The sequence below is a fragment of the Flavobacterium sp. MMLR14_040 genome, from assembly GCF_033657265.1.
Classification (GTDB): domain Bacteria; phylum Bacteroidota; class Bacteroidia; order Flavobacteriales; family Flavobacteriaceae; genus Flavobacterium.
The window spans coordinates 39,511-61,354 of sequence record NZ_JAWVWO010000005.1; the positions used below are offsets into that span (position 1 = coordinate 39,511).

Here is a 21,844-nt window from a genome sequence, read left to right on the forward strand (position 1 = left end):
TTTTAAAAAAATCAATTCGTACCTTCGCATTGGTAAATAAAAAAATATGGTTTTAACTGTTGATATTGGAAATACTCGAATTAAAGCGGCTGTCTTTGAGGGAAGTAAAGTTCTTGAAAATTTCGTTTTTGAGAAAAATGAGCTCGAAAAAAAAATTGAAGAAATTTTAAAAAAGTTTCCAAATTGTTCTGATTTGGTTGTTGCATCGGTTGGAAACATCGAAAAACAATCTTTTTTGGCTTTCGAAAAAGAACTCAATATTCATTTTTTAACACATGAGGATGTTTTTCCCTTTATAAATAAATATGCAACACCAAAAACTTTAGGAATCGACAGAATGGTTTTGGCTGCGGGAGCAACTTTACAATTTCCAAAACAAAACAGATTAGTAATCGATGCAGGAACTTGCATTACCTACGATTTTATCGACGAAAACGACAATTATTTGGGCGGAGCTATTTCTCCGGGCCTGCGCTTACGTTATGAAGCTTTACATAATTACACGGCCAAGCTGCCTTTGCTGGCTTTAGAGTTACCTGATTCCTACATCGGAAACTCAACCCAACAAGCCATTCATTCTGGAGTTGTTAATGGTTTCGTCTATGAGATTGACGGTTTTATCGATGAATATCGCACAAACTTTTCAAATTTTATAATAATTTTAACGGGTGGCGATGCAGAATTTTTGGCTAAACGATTAAAAAATACCATATTTGCCAATTCAAATTTCCTTCTGGAAAGTTTGAACCAAACATTTCAATATAAAATCGACAATGATTAAAAAAATTATAATAAGTGCTTGTTTACTTATCTCGTTCGTTTCATTTGCTCAGCAAGGTACTTCGTCACCCTATTCTTTTTACGGAATTGGGGAATCAAGATTTAAAGGAACCCTTGAAAACAGATCAATGGCCGGGGTTGCGGTAGAACAGGATAGTATTCACTTGAATATTGAAAATCCGGCAAGTTATGCCAGTCTTGGACAAACGACTTTTACAGTTGGAGGAACTTTTGGAACAAATAATATAAAAAGCAGTACTGAATCTTCAAAAGCGCAAAGATCAACTTTTGATTATTTAGCATTAGGAATTCCAATGGGTAAATTTGGAGCAGGTTTTGGTTTAGTGCCTTTGTCTTCTGTAGGGTATAAAATCTCAGATCTAAACCCGACACAAGGAGGAGTAAACAGTCAGCTTGAAGGAAAAGGCGGCGTAAACAAAGTTTTCCTTGGTTTAGGTTATAAAATTACTCCAAAATGGAATATTGGAGCAGATGTACAATATAACTTTGGTAAAATTTCAACAACTACTATAGAAGCCGTTACCGGAGTTCAAAGTGCTACAAGAGAAACCAATGCTTCTGAATTATCAGGTGTGAATTTTAATATTGGTACCATGTATCAAACTAAAATTGATAAAAAATTAAACCTATACACTAGTTTAAACTACACTTTTGCAAGTACATTAACATCAAATAGCTCAAGAGTTATTGAAGTTGACGGTGATCCGGATGATGTAACCGGAGATCCTGTTGAAAATACTTTGAAACTGCCAAACAAAATAACATTTGGTGCCGGTGTTGGAGAAGCCAGAAAATGGTTGGTAGGTACAACAATAGCTTTTCAGGGAGACGGGAGACTTAATAATTATTACAATTCAAGTGATAATGTTCGTTACGAAAAGTATTCTAAATATGCAGTTGGAGGATATTATGTGCCAAATTACAGCTCTTTTTCAAGTTATTTTAGCAGAATCACTTATAGAGCAGGTCTTAAATTTGAAAAAACAGGATTAATAGTAAATAACGAATCAATTAATGATGTTGGAATGTCTTTAGGTGCAGGTTTTCCAATTACCGGAACTTTTTCAAACGTAAACTTCGGAATCGAGTTTGGTAAAAAAGGAACAACATCTGCAGGTTTAGTTCAGGAAAACTATTTAAATTTTAGCTTAAGTTTCTCTTTTAACGATAAATGGTTCGTGAAAAGTAAATTCAACTAAGCATAAAGTTTTATGTTTTTTTAAGCTCACTACAATTTACTACATTTGGCAAATGAATTTACCAAAGAGATATATAATAAACGCTGTCACAGTTTTTGCTGTGACACTGTTTTTTGGATGCGAAAGTAATTTTAAAGAAGTTCAGAAAATTAACTTTTCAGAGTTTGTTCCGGGAAGTGATGCTGATACTGTCGATATAAAATATACAGATTCAGGACGCATAACCGGAGTTCTAAAAAGCCGAAAAATGCTGGATTATTCGAATCTTGATTTTCCGTTTACGGAATTTCCTGAAGGAATTGACGTCACTTTGTATGATAAAAATCAAAAACGTACTTTTATAAGATCGAATTATGCTGTTTCGTATAAACAAACCGGAATTATTGATTTGCAGGGAAAAGTAAAAATTACTTCAGAAACCGGTCAGATGTTAGAAACAGAACAGTTGTATTTTGATCAGAAAAACGAATGGTTTTATACCGAGAGAAAGTTTAAGTTAACAGATGCAAAAGGAGTTTCCTACGGTCAGGGAATTGACTTCAGCAAAGATTTTAAAGTAATAAACTCACAAAGAGTAACCGGCGAATTAGAAGCCGAAGAATAAAGACAGAATCATGAATTATTTAAAATACACACAATACGTTTACATATTATTTGCCGTTTTTTTTATTTACGACGGTATCATGAAGTTAAATGAAGGAAACGACAATTCGACTTTAAGTTTTATCATTGCAGGATTGGCAGTTTTTATGTTTTTCTTTAGAAGAAAGTTTGCAAGAAAATTTGACGATCGTAACAAAAAACAATAAAAGATGGAAAGTAGTATTATAATACTAAGTTTAATACTATCAGCCTTTTTTTCAGGAATGGAAATAGCTTTTATTTCCTCTAATAAAATTTATCTTGAAATAGAAAAAAAGCAAGATAATTTTCTTTCCCAAATTTTAACCAAACTTACCCAGAACCCGTCAAAATTTATTGCTGCTATGCTTATTGGCAACAATATAGCTCTTGTCGTTTATGGTTTTTTTATGGGTGATGTAGTCCTGAAATGTATTGCGCATTTAGGATATCAGTTTTCAAATATTACCAGCTTATTGGTTCAGACCGTGATTTCTACTTTTGTAGTTTTGGTAACGGCTGAGTTTTTTCCTAAAGTTTTTTTTCAGATTTATGCCAATTCCCTGATTAAGATTTTTGCTATTCCGGCCTATTTATTTTACAGGTTGTTTTATTATATTTCGACTTTTTTTATCTGGATTTCAGATTTTATTTTAAGAAAGTTTTTTAAAACAGAAGGCGACCAGGTTCAGTTGTATTTTAGCAAAATAGAATTAGGAAATTATATAACAGAACAAATGAGTTCTGTAGAAGAAAATGATGAAGTAGATTCAGAGATCCAGATCTTTCAGAATGCTTTAGAATTTTCGGGTGTTAAAGCACGAGATATTATGACGCCTCGTACAGAAATTGTTGATATTGATATATTTGCAAGTATTTCAGAGCTGAAAGAATTATTTATTGAAACCGGTTATTCTAAAATTGTAGTAAGCCAAAACTCACTTGATGATATTGTAGGTTACGTGCATTCTTTTGATTTGTTTAAAAAGCCTAAAACAATTAAATCGGTTTTAATGACGGTTGAGTTTGTTCCTGAAACAATTTCGATAAAAGACGCTTTAAATTTACTAATCAAAAAACGAAAAAATGTTGCCGTTGTTTTAGACGAACATGGTGGAACTTCGGGAATTATAACAATAGAAGATATTGTAGAAGAGCTTTTTGGTGAAATTGAAGATGAACACGATTTAGATGAAGAGTTAATAGAGCAGGAGCTTGGTGATGGTCAATATTTGTTTTCGACACGTTTAGATGTTGAATATTTAAACGAAACATATAAATTGGATATTCCTGAAGAGGATTCTTACGGAACATTAGGTGGTTTTATTGTAAATTCTACGAAAGAAATACCTCAAAAAGGGGAAAAAATCGTGATTGATCGCTTTCATTTTGTAGTTGAAGAAGCATCAAACAAGAAAATTGAATTGGTAAAAATGACGATAAAAGAGTGATTTTTTCATTAATTAAAAAAAAATGTCGAAAATAAAACACTAGTTGTATTGTTATTAACTAGATAATTGTATTTTCGCAAACTGAATATAAAATTAACGATAATAAAAATGGCAGTTTTAGCAAAAATTAGACAGCGTTCCGCTTTATTGATAGGAGTTATTGCACTTGCATTATTTGCATTTATAATACAAGATCTTTTCACAAGAGGAAGCTTCGGTCAGAGTTCAAAAGATGTAGGAAGCATCGATGGAAAAGATATTTCATTTGAAGACTTTAGAGTTAAAGTTAGTAATGTTGAAAAAAGTGGGCAAGGAATTACTTCCACTGAAGCTGCAAACAGAGTTTGGGATCAAGAGGTTTCAATCGCTTTATTGTCATCTCAGTTTGACAAATTAGGATTGAGAGTTGGAGAAAAACACCTTTTGGAAGTTTTAAAAACTGACCCAAATATTGGTAAAAACCCAATGTTTTTAAACGCAGCAGGTGCTTTTGACGTAGCTAAATTCAAAGAGTACTTTAAAACAAATCCTGAAGCAGCACAATATATTTCTGCAAAAGAAAAAGATGCTGAATTAAACGCAAAATTCCAAATCTACAATACATTAGTAAAATCAGGTCTTTACACAACTGCTAGTGAAGGGAAATTGAAATATGAAATGGAAGCTAATAAAGTAAACTTTGCGTATGCTGCCGGATTATATTCTTCTATTAAAGATAGCGATGTAAAAATTTCTGATGATGAAATTGTTGATTATATGAAGAAAAACGAGAAAAAATTCAAAGCGGATGAAACTCGTGAAATTCAATATGTTTTAGTTGAAGACAAAGCTTCAAAAGAAGATGAGGCTGAAATTAAAGCTAAAATCACGGCTTTATTAAACGGAAGAGTAGAATATAATGCAAAAACAGGTAAAAACGATACTTTGCCAGGTTTCAGAAACGCAACAAACATTGCAGAATTTGTAAATGCAAATTCGGATGTTCCTTACGATTCTACTTATGTAGCTAAAAATGCTTTACCGGCTGTTGATGCTGATAAATTATTCAGCTTGCCTGCAGGAGCTATTTATGGTCCTTATGTTTACGGAAGATATTACGCTATTTCTAAATCTTTAGGATTTAAATCTGGTGTTAATGCAAAAGCAAGTCATATTTTAATTGGCTATGAAGGATCTCAAACTCCTAACGCAAAAGAAAAAAGAACAAAAGAAGAAGCTAAAGCTAAAGCTGAAGGAATCCTGGCTCAGGTTCAGGCAAATCCTGATAGTTTCATGATGTTGGCTTTTACAAGTTCTGATGATTCATCTGCACAACAAGGTGGTGATTTAGGATATTTTGGTCCAAACCAAATGGTAAAACCATTCAATGATTTTGTATTCAATAATGGAATTGGAAAAGTTGGTTTAGTTGAAACTCAATTTGGATTTCACATTATCAAAATTACTGATAAACAAGACGGAATTCGTTTAGCTACAATTGCTCAAAAAATTGAGCCATCTGAAGCTACTTCTGATAAAGTATTTACATTAGCAACTAAATTCGAAATGGATGCTGCTGATAAAGATTTTAACACAACTGCAAAAGCTTTAGGCTTAAAAGTTGCTGCTCCCGTAACTGCAAAAGCTATGGATGAAGCGTTTGGTCCTTTAGGAAACCAACGTAACATTGTAAGATGGGCATTTGATAAAGAAACAAATAAAGGAGATGTAAAACGTTTTGAAATTGCTAATGTTGGACACGTAATAGCACAATATAAAGGTGAAAACAAATCAGGTTTAGTATCTGTTACTGTTGCAAGACCTTATGTTGAGCCAATCTTGAAAAACAAGAAAAAAGCAGAAATGTTGAAAGCAAAAATGACAGGTTCAAGCCTGGAAGCTATTGCTAAAAGTGCCGGAGTTGCTGTTCAACAAGCTACTGATGTAACTTTGGATAATCCTGTTTTACCTGGTGGAGTTGGGCAAGAGCCTAAAGTTGTTGGAAACGCATTTGCTTTAGCTGCAAATAAAGTTTCTGCTCCAATTGAAGGAAATACTGGAGTTTATGTTGTAAAAAACATTAGTACAGTAAAAGCTCCTGCAATTGCTAACCATGCAGAATATGTTGCAAAATTAAAAACTCAAAGTGCATCTGATGCAAGCAGAATTTTACCAGCGTTGAAAAACAATGCTAAAATTGAAGATAACAGATTGCAATTTAACTACTAGTTTATAGTAAGTAAATAAAAAAAAATATAAAACCCGAAACGTTCATTTGAATGTTTCGGGTTTTTTTATGCATTTTAATTTTTAAGGTAATTTTTAGCCAAATTTTAAAACTAAAACTGGCAATTTCTCGTATATGATTGTGAACAAGAACTGTTATTTACAAATTGCTTAATGAGGAATTAGATATTTTTTGTTTGTATTAATTTAGACAAATTCAGAATAATTTTGTAATAAATACATGTCTATTTTTGATAGTTCTATAGGAATAATCGAAATATAATTTAAAAAATTTGTGATATTCAAAATATTGCAGTTTATTTGTCGAAATTTTCAACGCAAAATACCAATTAAAATTCCAAAACAAGAATGAGTAAGTACTTTAATAATCAGGCATTTAATTTTTGTTATGTTTAAGTTTTTGTTTAGAAGAAAAGCGAAAGTATACACCAAAATTGAGAATCACATTTTTGGGATAATTACTGAACTTTTGAAAGTAAGCAGTACTGACATCAATGTTGATGAGTTGGGAGGAAAGTACTATTTAAGTAATGAAGAACAACATTTCAAGGTTACGATATTGAGTAACGATTATGTTATCAGACTTACTAATACTCGTGATTCTGTTGCTGAAAAATATGATAAGTTTTTTGTCGAAGATGTTTTAAAGGCCGTAAAGGAAGAGAAACATCGTAGAATGGAGCTGGTTTATGATTCTATTACAAATAGTATAGAAAAAATGGCAGAACGCCTGCATAATACGCTTATAGAATCTAACGAACAAGAAAACCAAAAAGTACGCCGACTTGAAACCTCTAAACAAGTTAGGAACAAGAAAGTAAATTAATAAAACTGCAGAGAGATGATTTTATGCTTGTAAAATCATTTCATCGTAAGTCAAAATAGTTTCATAGCCTTTCGAAGCAAAATATGCTGTTGGATCTTCTTTCGAAATTACCATTACAAAATCGCCGCCCCACGCCCCAAGACTTTTTATTACGCGATTAAAATCAGAAAAGGCAATTTCTTTGATTGTTCTCGTTTCCAGTATATTACTTAAATGAATTTCATGTTTTTCTACTGCCAACGCAAATTCTTTTAAGCTCTTAGAATTTAGAATAGCATTGGTGATTTTATTGTTTTTAGCAACATTGTCTGCTAAATGCTCGTTTCTGTTGTTATAGTATGCTTTTATTGCCGCTTTGCTATTTTGTTTTTTATTCAAATAAACGAAGTAAATGTTTTCTTTAAAATCCGGATTAAAAATTACCGGTTCCACAGCATTATTTTCAACCTGATATAAAATAGGAGTGTCATTTTGGGCGCATGCAATGTCATATCCGCTTCCGCCAAAACTGTTGTTAAGTAATGTATAAGCGTTTATTTTAACCCACTGCGCAATATTGTTTATTAAGGTAGAGGAAGTCCCTAATCCCCATTTTCTTGGAAATGTAAGATGTGTGCTAACTTTAAATCCATTAGAGTTATTAATAAAATCAGGATTTAATACGTAAGCTTCGTGCAAAATATTAATTAAAGTTGTTTTTACAGTTTCTGATTCCGGAATGGTCTTATTTATAATTTCAGAAAACGAAATAACATCTTCAAACCAAAGATGATTGTCATAGTCATAACTCTTCCATTCTATTGTCTGGTTAGTTCCTTCTTCGATAATTAAATCCTGGCCAAATTTTGTAGGCAATGCAAAAGCATTAGCGCCGTCTAGAACAAGATATTCTCCTGAAATTAAAAGTTTTCCGTTACTGTAAAAGGTTGTTTTCATTCTATAATTTTTTCAAGGAAATTCCAATCTTTTAAAATTGCTTCGCCTGTTCGCTGTCGCTCGAATCCAAATTCCAATTATGTAGAGAGTTGGAATTTGGAATTTATTTAAATTTTTAATATTTGGAATTTTTCAATCAGGTTATTTTCTTAAATTCTCAATAAATTCAACTACCGCACTGTGCGAAACGGTATTCTTTTTGAAATGAGTTTTAATTAAATGGCGTTCTTCTTCGCTGGCTTCAAATTGATTAATAATATTATTCAGGTGCATTTTCATATGCCCTTCCTGAATTCCGGTTGTAGTTAAAGAACGTAAAGCCGCAAAGTTTTGTGCCAATCCAGCAACGGCAACAATTTGCATTAATTCTTCTGCAGAAGGTTTTTCGAGCATTTCAAGACATAATTTCACTAAAGGATGTAAAGAAGTTAATCCGCCAACGGTTCCTAAAGCAAGTGGAATCTCTAACCAGAAGGTAAATATTCCGTTTTCGATTTTAGCATGAGACAAACTTGCATATTGGCCATTACGTGATGCATAGGCATGTACACCGGCTTCTACGGCTCTAAAATCGTTTCCTGTTGCCAAAATGACGGCATCAACACCATTCATGATTCCTTTGTTGTGTGTTACGGCTCTAAAAGGCTCCACTTCGGCAATTTGAACTGCCTGAACAAAACGTTCTGCAAAATCCTGAGGATTTGTAATGTGTTTTTCGGTTAAATCTTCAATTGGGCAGGAAACTTCGGCACGAACAAGACAATTCGGAACATAATTAGATAAAATGCTCATAATTACGTTGATCGCTTCTTCTTCTGAAAACAAATCAGAATTTTGAAACTCCTCTTTTAAAGTCGTTGCAAATTGTTCTAAACAGGAGTTGATGAAATTTGCTCCCATACTGTCTTTGGTCTCAAAAGTGGCATGAAGCTGAAAATAGTTTTCAAGTAAACTTCTTTTGTCTTTTAATTTAATATCTAAAATTCCCCCGCCACGCTGTTGCATGTTTTTGGTAATGCTTTGCGTTTCTGAAAAGAATTTGGGTTTTATTTGGTCAAAGAAAGATTGTAGTTTTTCTGCATCTCCATTAAAGGTAAAATGAACCTGACCAATTTTTTCGGTATTAATAACCGTTGCTTTAAAACCGCCGCGAGTTGCCCAATATTTTGCTGATTTTGAAGCAGCGGCCACAACTGAACTTTCTTCAATTGCCATTGGAATGGTTTTGTATTTTCCGTTGATTAAAAAATTGGGTGCAACGCCAAGCGGAATATAAAAATTAGTAATCGTGTTTTCTATGAATTCATCATGTAGCTGTTGAAGCTTTTCATCTGAATTCCAGTAATTTCTTATTATATTAAGCGCTTCTTCGGGAGTAGAAAAGTATTCATTGGCGATCCAGTTTATTTTTTCTTTTTTGGATAATTTCGAAAATCCAGCAACAGCATTGTTCATTTTCAGTATTTTAAATAATAATGTTGCGGCAAAGATACCAATTTAAGAGTTTTGTTTATAATCTATTTAAAATTGAAAAATACGCAATCGTTATTTTTTTTAACATTTAACACTTAAAATGTGTATTATGTTTATTTTTTTCACTAAAATTGGGCTCTTTTTTATATTTAAATTAATTCAAATGAATACAAGTAAAATTACTGTTATACTTTTGTTTTTAGTTGCTACCGTTTTTGGGCAACAAAAAATTACTGTTGAGAATATTTATGGTGGAGCATTTCGTGCCAAAGGAATGGATGAATTGCAATCTTTGAAAAATACAGACCAATATACTGTATTGAATGTTGACCAGGCTAGCAGAAGTATGCAAATAGATTTATACGATTTTGCAACGCTGAAAAAAGTATCTAATTTAATTGATACCAAAAATCATAAGGAATTAGCAGACGGAATTGACAGCTATACTTTTGATGCTTCAGAAAAAAAGATTTTAATTGCTTGTAACACCAATCAAATTTTCCGTCACTCTTTTACGGCAGATTATTTTTTATATGATATTGCTACCAAATCATTAACGAAGCTTTTTGATTTTCAGGTTCAGGAACCAACTTTTTCTCCTGACGGAACTAAAATCGCTTATGCGAAAGAAAACAATCTTTATGTTTATGATGTAGCTTCAAAAAAATCAACAGCGGTTACTACAGATGGAAAGAAAAATGCAGTGATCAATGGTATTACTGATTGGGTTTATGAAGAAGAATTTGCTTTTGTACGTGCATTTGACTGGAGTAAAGACAGTAAAAAATTAGCTTATATTCGTTTTGACGAAAGTGCTGTTCCGGAATTTTCAATGTCAATCTTCAAAAAAGACTTGTATCCAACAGTTGAAACATTTAAATATCCTAAAGCGGGAGAAAAAAATTCTATAGTTTCATTACATATATATGATGCGGCTGCAAATGCAACTAAAAAAGTTGATTTAGGAAATTATAATGATTTTTATATAGCAAGATTAAAATGGACAAATGATAACAATACATTGTCTGCTCAGGTTTTAAACCGTCATCAGGACAATCTTGATTTGTTATTTGTAGATGGTACAACGGCTGCAGCAAAAGTAGTTTTAAATGAAAAAGATAAGGCTTATGTTGATGTTACAGACAACTTAACTTTCTTAAAAGACAACAGCTTTATCTGGACAAGTGAAAAAGATGGTTTTAATCATATTTATGTTTACGACAAAACCGGAAAACTTAAAAATCAGGTTACAAAAGGAAACTGGGAAGTGGTGTCTTACTACGGTTTCGACGAAAAAAATAAAACTATTTTCTATCAATCTACAGAAAATGGTTCAATCAACAGAGATATTTACAGAATTGGTTTAGACGGAAAAAACAAAGTACGTTTAACTTCAAAAGTAGGAACAAGTGCGGCGACTTTTAGCCCGAATTTCCAATACTTCATTACAACTTTCTCCAGCAATTTAGTACCAACGACTTATACTTTAAACGAGTCTAAAACTGGAAAAGAAATTCAGGTTATCGAAAACAACCAGGCTCTTGCTGATAAATTGAAAGGATATAATCTTCCTGCTAAAGAATTTTTTGTTTTAAAAACAGCAAAAGGAAACGAACTTAATGCATGGATTTTAAAACCAAAAGATTTTGATCCTTCAAAAAAATATCCAGTTTTCATGTACCAATATTCTGGTCCGGGATCTCAACAAGTAAACAACGACTGGAACAATACAGATGATTATTGGTTCCTTTCGCTTACTCAACAAGGATATATTGTAGCTTGCGTTGACGGTAGAGGAACTGGTTTTAAAGGTGCTGACTTTAAAAAAGTAACACAAAAAGAATTAGGAAAATACGAAGTAGAAGATCAAATTGATGCTGCAAAAGTAATTGGAGCTTATCCTTATGTTGATGCTTCAAGAATTGGAATCTTCGGATGGAGTTATGGAGGTTTTATGGCTTCAAACTGTATTTTTCAAGGAAATGATGTGTTTAAAATGGCGATCGCTGTTGCTCCGGTAACAAACTGGAGATTTTATGACAGTGTTTATACAGAAAGATACATGCAGACTCCACAGGAAAATGCAAGCGGATACGACCAAAATTCCCCAATCAATCACGTTGATAAATTAAAAGGTAAATTTTTATTGATTCACGGTTCTGGTGATGATAACGTACATGTGCAAAATTCTATGCAAATGATGGAAGCGTTAATTCAGGCGAATAAACAATTTGATTCTCAGATATATCCAGATAAAAACCACGGTATTTACGGTGGTAAAACGAGAATTCAGCTTTACAACAAAATGACTAATTTTATCAAAGAAAATTTATAGTACAACTTTATCAACCTTAAATAAATAGTGAATAATATGGAAGAAACTCAAGTGAAAACGGCGCATCCAAAGGGACTGTGGGTTTTGTTCGGGACGGAGATGTGGGAGCGGTTCAATTTTTATGGAATGCGGGCTTTATTGACTTTATTTCTTGTAAACTCATTATTAATGAAAGAAGAAGAAGCCTCGCTGATTTATGGAGGTTTTCTTGGGCTTTGTTACCTGACGCCGATGTTAGGAGGATTTGTTGCCGATCGTTTTTTAGGTAACAGAAATTGTATTCTTTTAGGTGGATTATTGATGGCAATTGGCCAGATGTTATTATTTACCAGCGGAAGTATTTTTGAGGCAAATCTGCCTTTGGCTAAAATTATTATGTATTCTGCTTTGGGTGTTATTGTTTTTGGTAACGGATTTTTCAAACCAAACATTTCAAGTATGGTGGGAAGTTTGTATCCAAAACAGGAAAAAACAAAACTGGATACTGCTTTTACGATTTTCTATATGGGTATTAACATCGGTGCGTTCTTGGGGCAGTCTATTTGTCCTTTGTTAGGAGATGTTAAGGATTCTGGAGGAATTAGAGATATTCACGCTTTTAGATGGGGTTTCATGGCAGCTTCTGCTGCGATGCTTATCGGAACTGTTCTTTTTTACTTCTTAAAAAATAAATATGTGGTTTCTCCTGAAGGAAGACCATTAGGAGGTTTACCATCTAAAAATGTTGCAGAAGATTTTGAAGAAGGAGAATCACAAAAAGCAAATTTTTCGAATAAAGCATTAACCATTGCGGGAATTGCATTTATCGCTTTAGGTTTCTTTTTTCATTATGTTGTAGGTCAGAATTTAATTTATACTTTGATTTATTCAAGCGGTTTGGCTCTGGCGGGATTAATTATTTCGGATACTTCTTTAACAAAAATTGAAAGAGATAGAATTATTGTAATTTACATTGTCTCGTTTTTTATTATTTTCTTCTGGGCCGCATTTGAACAAGCCGGTTCATCTTTAACTTTTATCGCAGACAATCAAACAGACAGGCATTTCTTTGGCTATCTAATGCCTCCATCAATGGTTCAGATTTTTAACGGATTATTTGTGGTTGTAATGGCTGTTCCTTTCAGTATTTTATGGGATACTTTAAGAGCAAATCAAAAAGAACCAATTTCTCCTGTAAAATTAGCTGCGGGACTAGTTATAATCTGTATTAGTTTCTTTATGATTGCCACTCAGGTTTCATATATTGGAACTTCTGGATTGTTATTGGTAAAATGGCTTATTTTATTATATTTCTTAAATACATGTGCTGAATTATGTTTATCGCCAATTGGTTTATCCTTGGTAGGTAAATTATCTCCAAAACGTTTTGCGTCATTATTATACGGAGTATTCTTTTTATCGAATGCATCTGGATATGCGTTAGGAGGAACTTTGGGTTCTATCTTACCAGCAACCGGAGATAAATTTGCAAAAGCAAAAGAATTAGGAATTGATCTTCAGGCGGTATTGGATAATAAAATTACACCAACTGCAGAACAATTAGCCTTGTTGGATAAACACCAAATTAGTGCTCATAATCACTTTTTTGCAGGATTTGAAATTCATAATTTATACGAGTTTTTCATGGTGTTTGTTGTTCTTACAGGACTTGCAGCAATAATTTTGTTTGCTTTGACTCCTTTCTTGAAAAAAATGATGCATGGAGTTAGATAAGATGGAAAACAATACAATTACATTAGAACAAATACAAGATTTTAAAGGCAGATACCCAAAACAATTATGGTATTTGTTTTTGGTTGAAATGTGGGAGCGTTTTTGCTTCTACGGAATGAGAGGCGTTTTGGCCTATTTTATGGTAGACCAATTAGGTTTGCTTGAAGGAAAAGCAAATCTTCAATACGGAGCTATTCAGGCTTTTGTTTATGCTTTTACTTTTATCGGTGGTATTTTTGCTGATAAAATTTTAGGTTTTAAAAAATCATTGCTTTTTGGTGGAATCGTGATGATTTTAGGGAATTTGCTAATAGCAGCTTCTCCACATGATTTCTTTTACTACGGAATTACTTTGTCTATTATTGGTACCGGTTTTTTTAAACCAAATGTATCTTCAATGGTTGGTGAGTTGTATCATGAAAGCGACGGAAGAAGAGATGCGGGTTATGGAATGTTCTATGCCGGTATTAATATCGGTGGTATGCTGGGTGGTGCGATTCCTATTTATTTAGGAAAAAACTATTCATGGAGTTTATGTTTCTTATCTGCGGCAATTGTAATGATTATTGGAGTAATTACTTTTCTTTTAACGAAAAAACATTTGGCGCCAATTGGAAATTCACCTCTTGAAAACCAGCCTGCAAAAAAACGTAATCTTTATGAAATCGCAGTTTATGTGGGCTCTATTGTAGTGATTCCGTTAGTTTACATAATGGTGATAAATTCTGATTTTACAGAGTATTTTATGTATACGATTGGAATTGCAGCATTATTATATTTCTTATATGAATTGTTTCAAATAAAAGACAGAAAACAACAATACAAATTATTGGCCGCTTTCATTTTTATATTCGGATATTTTATGTTTATGGCTATTTCTGAACAGTCAGGAGGGTCACTTTCGCTTTTTGCTAAAGATAATTTATCAAGTAAACTATTGTGGTTTAATATTGATCCAAACGTAGTTAATAACAGTGTCAATTCATTGTATGTTATTATTTTCAGTCCATTGGTAGGAATGCTATGGATCTTTTTGTACAAAAGAAAAATTGAGCCAAATACAGTTATTAAATTCGGATTATCGTTTATATTATTAGCTGTTGGTTTCTTTATATTTTATAGTGCCAGATTTTTTATTGATGCAAATGGCCTAAGTTCTTTAGATTTATTTGCACTAGGATATTTAGTTTATACACTTGGAGAACTTTGTATCGGACCAATCGGAATGTCTGTAATTACCAAATTATCTCCAAAAAGATTGTTTGGTATGATGATGGGGCTTTGGTTTTTATCAAGCGCATTTGGGCAATTTGCAGCAGGAAAACTAGGTTCGGAAATGTCTGATGCTAATACAGGAACGACTTTAATGTCTAAACTTATTGCTTATACAGATGGGTATTATCAATTGGCCATATATGCACTTGTTGCAGGTGTTGTTTTAATTGTAACAACTCCTTTAATTAAAAAATTAATGCAAGAAGTAAAATAGACGACATTTATCGATTCTTTTTTTGTTTAAATTTGTAAAAAATTAAAACGACCACCATGAAAAAAATATTTTTAGTTGCCTTGTTTGTATTAGGAGCATTTACTTCTCAAGCGCAGGAGTTAAAATGGTATACAGATGTAAAAGAAGCTATTACTGTAAGCAATAAAGAGAACAAACCAATGCTAATGTTTTTTACAGGAAGCGATTGGTGCGGATGGTGTATCCGTTTGCAAAATGAGGTTTTGAAAACAACTGAATTTCAGAAATGGGCAAAAGATAATGTTGTTTTAGTAGAATTAGATTATCCAAGAAGAACTGCGCAAACTCCTGAAATAAAAAATCAGAACAATGAGTTGCAGCAAGCTTTTGGTATACAAGGGTTTCCAACTATTTATTTTACCAGCGCAGAAGCTAAGGATGGTAAAGTAAATTTTAAAGGACTTGGTCAGACAGGATATGTTGCAGGTGGACCATCTGCCTGGTTAGCAGTTGCAGAAGGAATTGTACATCCGAAAAAATCTTAAGCGAAAAATTTATTCAAAAAATAGTTAATAAACTCCCTACAGTAATGTAGGGAGTTTTTTTGTTTAGTAGGAAAAGTTTTGATTTGCATTTTTGTAAATTATTATTTTAATATTTTATTGGTATTAAAAAAACATATAGTGTATTTTTTATATTAATAAAACTTGTAAAATTAAAATATTATGTTAATTTCGTCATGCTAATCTAACCAAACCTATTACTATGACTAAAAAATTACTTATCCTACTCGTTTTTTTTGGATCATTTATGTTACATTCTCAAAATTTAGTCTGGAGAACAAACATGACTGATGCTATCGCAATAAGCAATGAGCAAAATAAACCAATGTTGATTTTGTTTACTGCCTCGGGTGTACCGGAAAATCTTCAAAACGAAATCTTCAAAACGCCGGATTTTGCGGTTTGGTCTCGTGACAATGTCATTCTTGTTAAATTGGATTTATCTGATATTAATGCTTCTGATAGTGATAAAGAACAAAATATAAGACTTAAAAATGCTTTTGGTGTTGTTGAATTACCCGAAGTTTGTTTTGCAAGTGCTTCTGTTAGAAAAAACAAAACGACTTTTAGTGCGTTAGGAAAACTTGCCTACAAACCCGGCGGTGCAAAATCCTGGATTTCTGAGTCAAATTCGATTTTGCATCCCAGCGAAAGCGAATAAGAAAACTTTTTAATTACTTTCTAAATTTAATTTGTAGTAATCCCTTTTCATCACAGGTGAAAAGGGATTCTTTTTTGCTTTGTTCCAGCGATTCATTGCCATAACATTTGCGATTTAATGCACTATTTTTTTTCAAATTGATATTTTTTTATCAATTTATTGATGATTTCCTTTTTGTTAAGACTTTCTTAACTTTTTAACTCTAGCAGGATTGTTTTTTAGTGTATTTATGTTAAATTGGTTCAATTATTATAACCAAACCTTATTTTTTATGACCCAAAAATTACTTATCCTACTGTTTTTTTTAGGTTCGTTTTTTGTGCGATCGCAAGGCCTTGTCTGGAGTACAAATCTGACAGACGCGATTGCAATAAGTAACGAACAAAGAAAGCCATTGTTAATTTTTTTTACTGCCTCAAATGCACCGGAAAAAATTCAAACTGAAATTTTTAACACGCCCGATTTTCTAAATTGGTCTAATAAAAATGTTGTTTTAGTAAAACTTGATTTGTCTGATACTTCAGCATCTCAGAGTGTAAGAGAGCAAAACGTTTCCTTAAAAAATGCCTTCGGTATAGACGAGTTACCCCAAGCTTGTTTTGCAACCGCAGCTATGAGAACAGGAAAAACCAACTTTAATTCCTTAGGAAAAATTGGTTACAATTCAAGTGGTGTAAAAGCATGGATTGCTGAATCTAATTTGATTTTGAATCCGGAGGAATAACTGAAATTCTAATTCAAAGTATAGTATCCCTTTTCGCGTGTTGCGTGAAAAGGGATGTTTTTTATCAGGCAACTTGTCCTCCAGTATTTTTGTATAGAATTTGAATTTGTTGCATCTGCCACTACGATTTTTGGTTTGAATTCCCGTAAAATACGATCTAAATTTATTTTGGGTGATTGCGTTAGAATAATAATATCCGGTTGAATTTTATCTTCATAAATACCGGTACTATCTATTAAAAGGATCTTTTTGCCATTAAAAAACAAAAGATTCCTAACGGTTTTTATTTCTTTTAAAGCGGCAAAATTTCCAACTAAATAGGCGTCAGTAATGTTATTTTTTGCTTCTTTTTTTAGAAGGCTGTCATTTGTAAAAATGGAAACATTTTTTCCGGTTCTTTTTGTAATAATTGTTTTTTTGGATGCATTAAAAACGATTAGTTCTCTTTGATTTTCGGTTTCTTTTTTAGTGTAAATAAATGAAATTTGAAGCGAAATCAGCGTAAAAAGAAACGCAATTAATTTATCGAAAGTTGGTTTTTTGAGCCATATTATCGCTGTAATAATTACTAAAGAGAAGGTGAACAGATAATAAGAATTGAAAGCGATATTTCTAATTACAAAAGAATCAAAAGACGCAACATAATGAATGATAAGATTTAAGAAATAGATACTTTTTTCGAAAATTTGAACAATAAATAATGGGCAACTTTGAAATACAGAAATCACCATAACAATAATTCCTGCTATCATTATAAAGGATAAAACAGGTAAAATGAGAATGTTGGTCACAAAGAAAAGTCCCGGAAACTGATGAAAATAATACAAACAAATGGGGAAAGTACCTATTTGTGCTGCGAATGAAACGGTTAAAGCTTCCCAAATATAATGGGCAATTTTATTTTTAGGAGTCCATATATTTTTCAATAAAGGCTGAATCCATACAATAGAAAATAATGCAATGTAACTTAACTGAAACCCAACATCAAATAAGAAAAAAGGTTCAAAAAGCAAAATCAATAAAACGGAAACAAGTAAAGTATGATAAGTATTAGTACTTCTATGTAAATGATTGCCAATTGCAATAAAAGAAAACATAACAACAGAACGTAAAACGGGGGGTGAAAGCCCTGATACAATGCCAAAAAGTGCGAGCGAAATTATAATGACAATTAGTTTTGTAAATGAACCTTTTTTTGTGTTTGGAATTGGTTTTAAAATAAAAAGTATGAATATCATTATAAATCCGACATGCAGCCCGGAAACTGATAAAACATGCGTAGCTCCTGAATATTGATAATCCTTAATAATATCAGCTGAAATTTCTTGTTGCTGTCCTAAAATTAATGCCATTGCAACATCCATTTCGACTTTATTGAAATTTGCTTTTTCAAGATTGTGAATTATTCTTGTGTTTAATCGTGAAGCATAAAACCAAATATCTTTTTTGATTTTTCTGTTAATGTTAATTGCTGCTTTTGATGTATAGATTTGTGCATAAATTTGCTTGTTTGCCAAATACTTACTGTAATCAAACTGATTTGGATTTTTGGATGGAGTATTGTGGCGTAAAATTGTTTTTACCTTTATTTTGTTTCCAATTATAAGAAGATTGGGCAAACTGTCTTTTTGTACGTTTATGATAACTCTGCCCGAATATTTTTTTTGATTAATGCTGTTTACAATGGCAATGTATCGATCATTAAAGTCATTACTTTTGATTTTTTCGCGGAGTGTCAGCGTTATATATTGAGCACTTTTAAAAGCTTTTTCGTAATGTGTATAATTAGATTGCTGAAGAGAATCGGTATTGATCAGGAGAGTCGTAATTCCGACACAAAATGAAAGGTAAGTAATGCTTATTCCAAAAAGAGTATTTGCTTTTTTGCTCTTTTTTGAAAGAAAATATAAGATTGAAATTAAGAATATGCCAAGACCAAGAGATGTTGTGGCTAATAGAATTGAAGGCTGCCAAAAATAGCAAACCAAAATTCCTAGAATAAAGCTGATGGTAATTTTAACCAAAGGAAAATCTAATACTTTCATGAGCTAAAAGTATTAAAAATTTGTAAGAAAAATAATATTTTTAATGGGTAATATTAATCGATAATTCGATTAATCTGTGTAAAAGATTTTTGATAATAAGCTTCTTTGGTTGATGAAATTATTACACCTTTTGAAGTTGAAGAATGTACAAATTTTATTTCGTCAGAACGGACTTCGGTAATTAAACCAACATGATTTATTTGGTTGCTTTTATTGGTTTTAAAAAAGATTAAATCGCCTTTTTGTGCATCATTCAATCTAATTATTTTACCAATTTTAGATTGTTCATACGAGCTTCTTGGCAGTTTAATGTTCTGAGAATCAAAAGTGGTGAAAACCAAGCCAGAGCAATCAAAACCATTTTTGGTTGTTCCTCCGGCTTTGTATCGCACGCCAATATTATCTGTGGCAGTTTCTATTAAATTGCTTACAATATATTTGTTTTCTCGTTTTGATTCAGTTTTGTTTACTGCAGATGATGTCGATTTACACGAAATAAACAGCAAAGACAACAAAGATAAAACGAGTATTTTTTTCAAAATAAAAAGGTTAAGATTTTAAATCGGCAACAATAAGTTTTGCAGTTTTTTTACTCGCGCCAATTCCGCCTAGTTTTTGTTCCAGAATATCATAATTTTTTAGCAGATTTTGACGATAATTTGGGTTTAGTAATTTTTGTAATTCTTCTTTAATACGTTTTGGATTGCATTCGTTCTGAATCAATTCTGTTACAACTTCCTGATCCATAATTAAATTGACAAGCGAAATGTATTTTAAGGTAATAATGCGTTTCGCAATTTGGTAAGAAGCCCAGCTTCCTTTATAACAAACCACTTCGGGTACTTTAAAAAGTGCAGTTTCTAAAGTTGCTGTTCCGGATGTTACCAATGCAGCTGTTGAAGAACGCAGCAGATCATAGGTTTTATTAGAAATAAATTTGATGTTTTTATTGGTGATAAATTGCTGGTAAAATTCATAATCCTGACTTGGTGCGCCGGCAATTACAAACTGATAATCCTGAAAATCATCAACAACACTTAACATCAAACTTAGCATTTTGGTGATTTCCTGCTTGCGGCTTCCGGGTAATACAGCAATAATAGGTTTTTCACTCAATTGATTTTCTTTTCTAAAAACAACTTCATCAAAAGGCGGCTGATTTTGAATAGCATCAATTAAAGGATGGCCAACAAAATCTACCGGGAAATTGTGCTTGTCTTCATAAAAACTTTTTTCGAAAGGTAAAATCACAAACATCTTGTCAACATCTTGTTTGATGGCTTTGATTCTGTTTTCTTTCCAGGCCCAAATTTGAGGAGAAATATAATAGTATGTTTTGTAATTTAATGCTTTGGCCCATTTTGCAATACGCATATTAAAACCAGGATAATCTATGAAAATAATGACATCTGGCTGGAAATACGTAATGTCTTTTTTGCAAAAAGCAATATTGCTGAAAATGGTTTTTAAGTTAAAAATAACTTCAACAAACCCCATAAAGGCCAGTTCACGATAATGTTTTACCAGAGTTCCTCTGGCTTTTTGCATTAAATCACCTCCCCAAAATCTAATTTCTGCCTGAGGATCTTCCTCATATAATGCCTTCATTAAATTTGAACCGTGTAAATCTCCAGAGGCTTCGCCAGCTATTATGTAGTATTTCATAAAAGTATTTTTGAGATGTGTTTTATTTTAAAAACACAACAAAATTTTGCAATGCAAAGATAGAATTTAAATAAACAAAGTAGAAATCGCCAAAACAATTACAGCAAAAATCACTCCTCTTGCCATAAATTCTTTATTGATTTTTAAAAGAATTGTAAAAACAACTAAATTTAAAGTGGCTCCTAAGGCAATCACTTTTCCCAAATAGCCATATTGTTTTATCGTTTTAATTCCGGTTGAAATTTCAAAATCAGTAAAGATTTTTATAAATAAAAAACTTCCAAGTAAAGCGACAAAAATTCCGATAAGAAAACCAATAATAATATCCTTTTTATTCATTTAAATTCCACGTATTAAGTTGTTGCATAGTGTGATGTGCCGTTAAATCAAATTGCACGGGAACTACAGAAATATAACCGTTTTCCAGAGCCCATTCGTCAGTATCTTCTCCCTGGTCTTCGTTTGTAAACTTACCTGTAAGCCAGTAATAATCCTTGCCAAAAGGAGTTTGACGTTTATCGAATTTCTGGGCATAATAAGCTTTCGCCTGACGACAAATTTTTACACCCTTAATTTCATTTTCTTTTAATTTAGGAAAATTGACATTCAAAACTACGCCTTTTGGTAGTCCGTTTGCAATTGTTTCCAGAGTAATTCTTTTGACAAAAGATTTTACAGGTTCAAAATCGGCATTCCAGTCAAAATCTAATAAAGAGAAACCAATTGCCGGAATTCCCTCAATTCCTGCTTCAACCGCGGCACTCATAGTTCCGGAATAAATAACATTTATAGAAGAGTTTGATCCGTGGTTGATTCCTGAAACACACAAATCAGGTTTTCTTTTCATGATTTCATTTACTGCCAGTTTGACGCAATCAACCGGAGTTCCAGAGCAGCTATATTCGGCAATTTCGTCGCCTTCTTTTGAAATTTTATCAAGATAAAGAGTATTGTTGATGGTAATGGCGTGACCCATGGCACTTTGTGGCTTGTCTGGAGCTACAACTATTACCTCGCCAATAGTTTCCATAACACTTATTAAAGCTCTGATTCCCGGAGCCAGAATTCCGTCATCATTGGTAACTAATATAAGGGGCTTTTCTTGTTTCATAATTTAGAATAAGTTTTGTTATACGG

General features: G+C 32.4%; 20 protein-coding genes. 13 read left to right on the forward strand and 7 right to left on the reverse strand.

Annotated elements, in window-relative coordinates; genetic code table 11:
- Positions 1–46: 46 nt before the first annotated feature.
- The 7 genes from SD960_RS08735 (at position 47) to SD960_RS08765 (ending at position 7,124) form a co-directional block, all read left to right on the forward strand.
- Positions 47–781, forward strand: a complete 735-nt coding sequence (locus SD960_RS08735) for a type III pantothenate kinase (RefSeq protein ID WP_318802295.1) — start codon at positions 47–49, stop codon at positions 779–781.
- Positions 774–2,000 carry a hypothetical protein gene (locus tag SD960_RS08740; protein ID WP_318802297.1) on the forward strand — a complete coding sequence of 409 codons (1,227 nt, stop codon included), beginning with the start codon at positions 774–776 and terminating at the stop codon, positions 1,998–2,000. The genes SD960_RS08735 and SD960_RS08740 overlap by 8 nt, the downstream gene beginning before the upstream one ends.
- Before the next feature lie 52 nt (positions 2,001–2,052).
- Positions 2,053–2,604 carry an LPS export ABC transporter periplasmic protein LptC gene (gene lptC / locus SD960_RS08745; RefSeq protein ID WP_042566073.1) on the forward strand — a complete coding sequence of 184 codons (552 nt, stop codon included), beginning with the start codon at positions 2,053–2,055 and terminating at the stop codon, positions 2,602–2,604.
- 10 nt (positions 2,605–2,614) lie between these two features.
- On the forward strand, positions 2,615–2,809 hold the full coding sequence (locus SD960_RS08750; protein WP_318802301.1) for a hypothetical protein: 195 nt from the start codon (positions 2,615–2,617) through the stop codon (positions 2,807–2,809).
- A 3-nt stretch (positions 2,810–2,812) separates the two neighbouring features.
- Positions 2,813–4,072 (forward strand): hemolysin family protein, encoded by a 1,260-nt coding sequence (locus SD960_RS08755; protein ID WP_318802302.1) that lies wholly within the window; start codon positions 2,813–2,815, stop codon positions 4,070–4,072.
- Positions 4,073–4,180: 108 nt separating this feature from the next.
- Positions 4,181–6,280, forward strand: coding sequence for a peptidylprolyl isomerase (locus tag SD960_RS08760; protein WP_318802303.1), 2,100 nt, complete (start codon positions 4,181–4,183; stop codon positions 6,278–6,280).
- Between the two features lie 406 nt (positions 6,281–6,686).
- A complete protein-coding gene (locus SD960_RS08765; RefSeq protein WP_042566077.1) occupies positions 6,687–7,124 on the forward strand; it encodes a hypothetical protein in 438 nt (145 codons plus the stop codon).
- 21 nt (positions 7,125–7,145) lie between these two features.
- Here the strand turns inward: SD960_RS08765 and SD960_RS08770 are convergent, their stop codons facing one another.
- Positions 7,146–8,060 (reverse strand): GYDIA family GHMP kinase, encoded by a 915-nt coding sequence (locus SD960_RS08770; RefSeq protein WP_318802304.1) that lies wholly within the window; start codon positions 8,058–8,060, stop codon positions 7,146–7,148.
- Between the two features lie 141 nt (positions 8,061–8,201).
- Positions 8,202–9,515 carry a hydroxymethylglutaryl-CoA reductase, degradative gene (locus SD960_RS08775; protein WP_318802305.1) on the reverse strand — a complete coding sequence of 438 codons (1,314 nt, stop codon included), beginning with the start codon at positions 9,513–9,515 and terminating at the stop codon, positions 8,202–8,204.
- A 181-nt stretch (positions 9,516–9,696) separates the two neighbouring features.
- On the opposite strand from SD960_RS08775, the gene SD960_RS08780 reads away from it, so the two are divergent.
- From SD960_RS08780 to SD960_RS08805, 6 genes are all read left to right on the forward strand, one after another.
- On the forward strand, positions 9,697–11,868 hold the full coding sequence (locus SD960_RS08780) for a S9 family peptidase (protein ID WP_318802306.1): 2,172 nt from the start codon (positions 9,697–9,699) through the stop codon (positions 11,866–11,868).
- 36 nt (positions 11,869–11,904) lie between these two features.
- Positions 11,905–13,581, forward strand: coding sequence for a peptide MFS transporter (locus tag SD960_RS08785; RefSeq protein WP_318802307.1), 1,677 nt, complete (start codon positions 11,905–11,907; stop codon positions 13,579–13,581).
- A gap of 1 nt (position 13,582) precedes the next feature.
- Positions 13,583–15,070, forward strand: a complete 1,488-nt coding sequence (locus SD960_RS08790; protein ID WP_318802582.1) for a peptide MFS transporter — start codon at positions 13,583–13,585, stop codon at positions 15,068–15,070.
- A gap of 56 nt (positions 15,071–15,126) precedes the next feature.
- Complete coding sequence (locus SD960_RS08795; protein ID WP_318802309.1) at positions 15,127–15,594, forward strand: thioredoxin family protein; 468 nt, start codon at positions 15,127–15,129, stop codon at positions 15,592–15,594.
- 220 nt (positions 15,595–15,814) lie between these two features.
- Positions 15,815–16,273 (forward strand): thioredoxin family protein, encoded by a 459-nt coding sequence (locus tag SD960_RS08800; RefSeq protein WP_318802310.1) that lies wholly within the window; start codon positions 15,815–15,817, stop codon positions 16,271–16,273.
- Positions 16,274–16,544: 271 nt separating this feature from the next.
- Positions 16,545–16,997, forward strand: a complete 453-nt coding sequence (locus tag SD960_RS08805) for a thioredoxin family protein (RefSeq protein WP_318802311.1) — start codon at positions 16,545–16,547, stop codon at positions 16,995–16,997.
- Positions 16,998–17,005: 8 nt separating this feature from the next.
- Here the strand turns inward: SD960_RS08805 and SD960_RS08810 are convergent, their stop codons facing one another.
- From SD960_RS08810 to surE, 5 genes are all read right to left on the reverse strand, one after another.
- Positions 17,006–19,042: a ComEC/Rec2 family competence protein gene (locus tag SD960_RS08810; protein WP_318802312.1), complete on the reverse strand. Its 2,037-nt coding sequence runs from the start codon at positions 19,040–19,042 to the stop codon at positions 17,006–17,008.
- A gap of 53 nt (positions 19,043–19,095) precedes the next feature.
- Entirely contained in the window at positions 19,096–19,581 is a 486-nt protein-coding gene (locus SD960_RS08815; RefSeq protein ID WP_318802313.1) for a C40 family peptidase, read from the reverse strand.
- A 10-nt stretch (positions 19,582–19,591) separates the two neighbouring features.
- Entirely contained in the window at positions 19,592–20,707 is a 1,116-nt protein-coding gene (lpxB, locus tag SD960_RS08820; protein WP_318802314.1) for a lipid-A-disaccharide synthase, read from the reverse strand.
- A gap of 66 nt (positions 20,708–20,773) precedes the next feature.
- Positions 20,774–21,046, reverse strand: a complete 273-nt coding sequence (locus SD960_RS08825) for a hypothetical protein (RefSeq protein WP_042566086.1) — start codon at positions 21,044–21,046, stop codon at positions 20,774–20,776.
- The gene (gene surE / locus SD960_RS08830; protein WP_318802316.1) at positions 21,039–21,818 is read right to left on the reverse strand and encodes a 5'/3'-nucleotidase SurE; all 780 of its coding nucleotides are present in this window, start codon (positions 21,816–21,818) and stop codon (positions 21,039–21,041) included. Before surE ends, SD960_RS08825 begins: the two co-directional genes overlap by 8 nt.
- Positions 21,819–21,844: the final 26 nt, after the last annotated feature.

Coding starts and splice junctions, on each gene's coding strand:
- SD960_RS08805 (WP_318802311.1), top strand. CDS start 16,545: ATGACCCAAAAATTACTTATCCTACTGTTTTTTTTAGGTTCGTTTTTT.
- SD960_RS08810 (WP_318802312.1), bottom strand. CDS start 19,042: ATGAAAGTATTAGATTTTCCTTTGGTTAAAATTACCATCAGCTTTATT.
- SD960_RS08775 (WP_318802305.1), bottom strand. CDS start 9,515: ATGAACAATGCTGTTGCTGGATTTTCGAAATTATCCAAAAAAGAAAAA.
- SD960_RS08740 (WP_318802297.1), top strand. CDS start 774: ATGATTAAAAAAATTATAATAAGTGCTTGTTTACTTATCTCGTTCGTT.
- surE (WP_318802316.1), bottom strand. CDS start 21,818: ATGAAACAAGAAAAGCCCCTTATATTAGTTACCAATGATGACGGAATT.
- SD960_RS08735 (WP_318802295.1), top strand. CDS start 47: ATGGTTTTAACTGTTGATATTGGAAATACTCGAATTAAAGCGGCTGTC.
- SD960_RS08785 (WP_318802307.1), top strand. CDS start 11,905: ATGGAAGAAACTCAAGTGAAAACGGCGCATCCAAAGGGACTGTGGGTT.
- lpxB (WP_318802314.1), bottom strand. CDS start 20,707: ATGAAATACTACATAATAGCTGGCGAAGCCTCTGGAGATTTACACGGT.
- SD960_RS08790 (WP_318802582.1), top strand. CDS start 13,583: ATGGAAAACAATACAATTACATTAGAACAAATACAAGATTTTAAAGGC.
- SD960_RS08750 (WP_318802301.1), top strand. CDS start 2,615: ATGAATTATTTAAAATACACACAATACGTTTACATATTATTTGCCGTT.
- SD960_RS08765 (WP_042566077.1), top strand. CDS start 6,687: ATGTTTAAGTTTTTGTTTAGAAGAAAAGCGAAAGTATACACCAAAATT.
- lptC (WP_042566073.1), top strand. CDS start 2,053: ATGAATTTACCAAAGAGATATATAATAAACGCTGTCACAGTTTTTGCT.
- SD960_RS08760 (WP_318802303.1), top strand. CDS start 4,181: ATGGCAGTTTTAGCAAAAATTAGACAGCGTTCCGCTTTATTGATAGGA.
- SD960_RS08755 (WP_318802302.1), top strand. CDS start 2,813: ATGGAAAGTAGTATTATAATACTAAGTTTAATACTATCAGCCTTTTTT.
- SD960_RS08825 (WP_042566086.1), bottom strand. CDS start 21,046: ATGAATAAAAAGGATATTATTATTGGTTTTCTTATCGGAATTTTTGTC.
- SD960_RS08795 (WP_318802309.1), top strand. CDS start 15,127: ATGAAAAAAATATTTTTAGTTGCCTTGTTTGTATTAGGAGCATTTACT.
- SD960_RS08800 (WP_318802310.1), top strand. CDS start 15,815: ATGACTAAAAAATTACTTATCCTACTCGTTTTTTTTGGATCATTTATG.
- SD960_RS08780 (WP_318802306.1), top strand. CDS start 9,697: ATGAATACAAGTAAAATTACTGTTATACTTTTGTTTTTAGTTGCTACC.
- SD960_RS08770 (WP_318802304.1), bottom strand. CDS start 8,060: ATGAAAACAACCTTTTACAGTAACGGAAAACTTTTAATTTCAGGAGAA.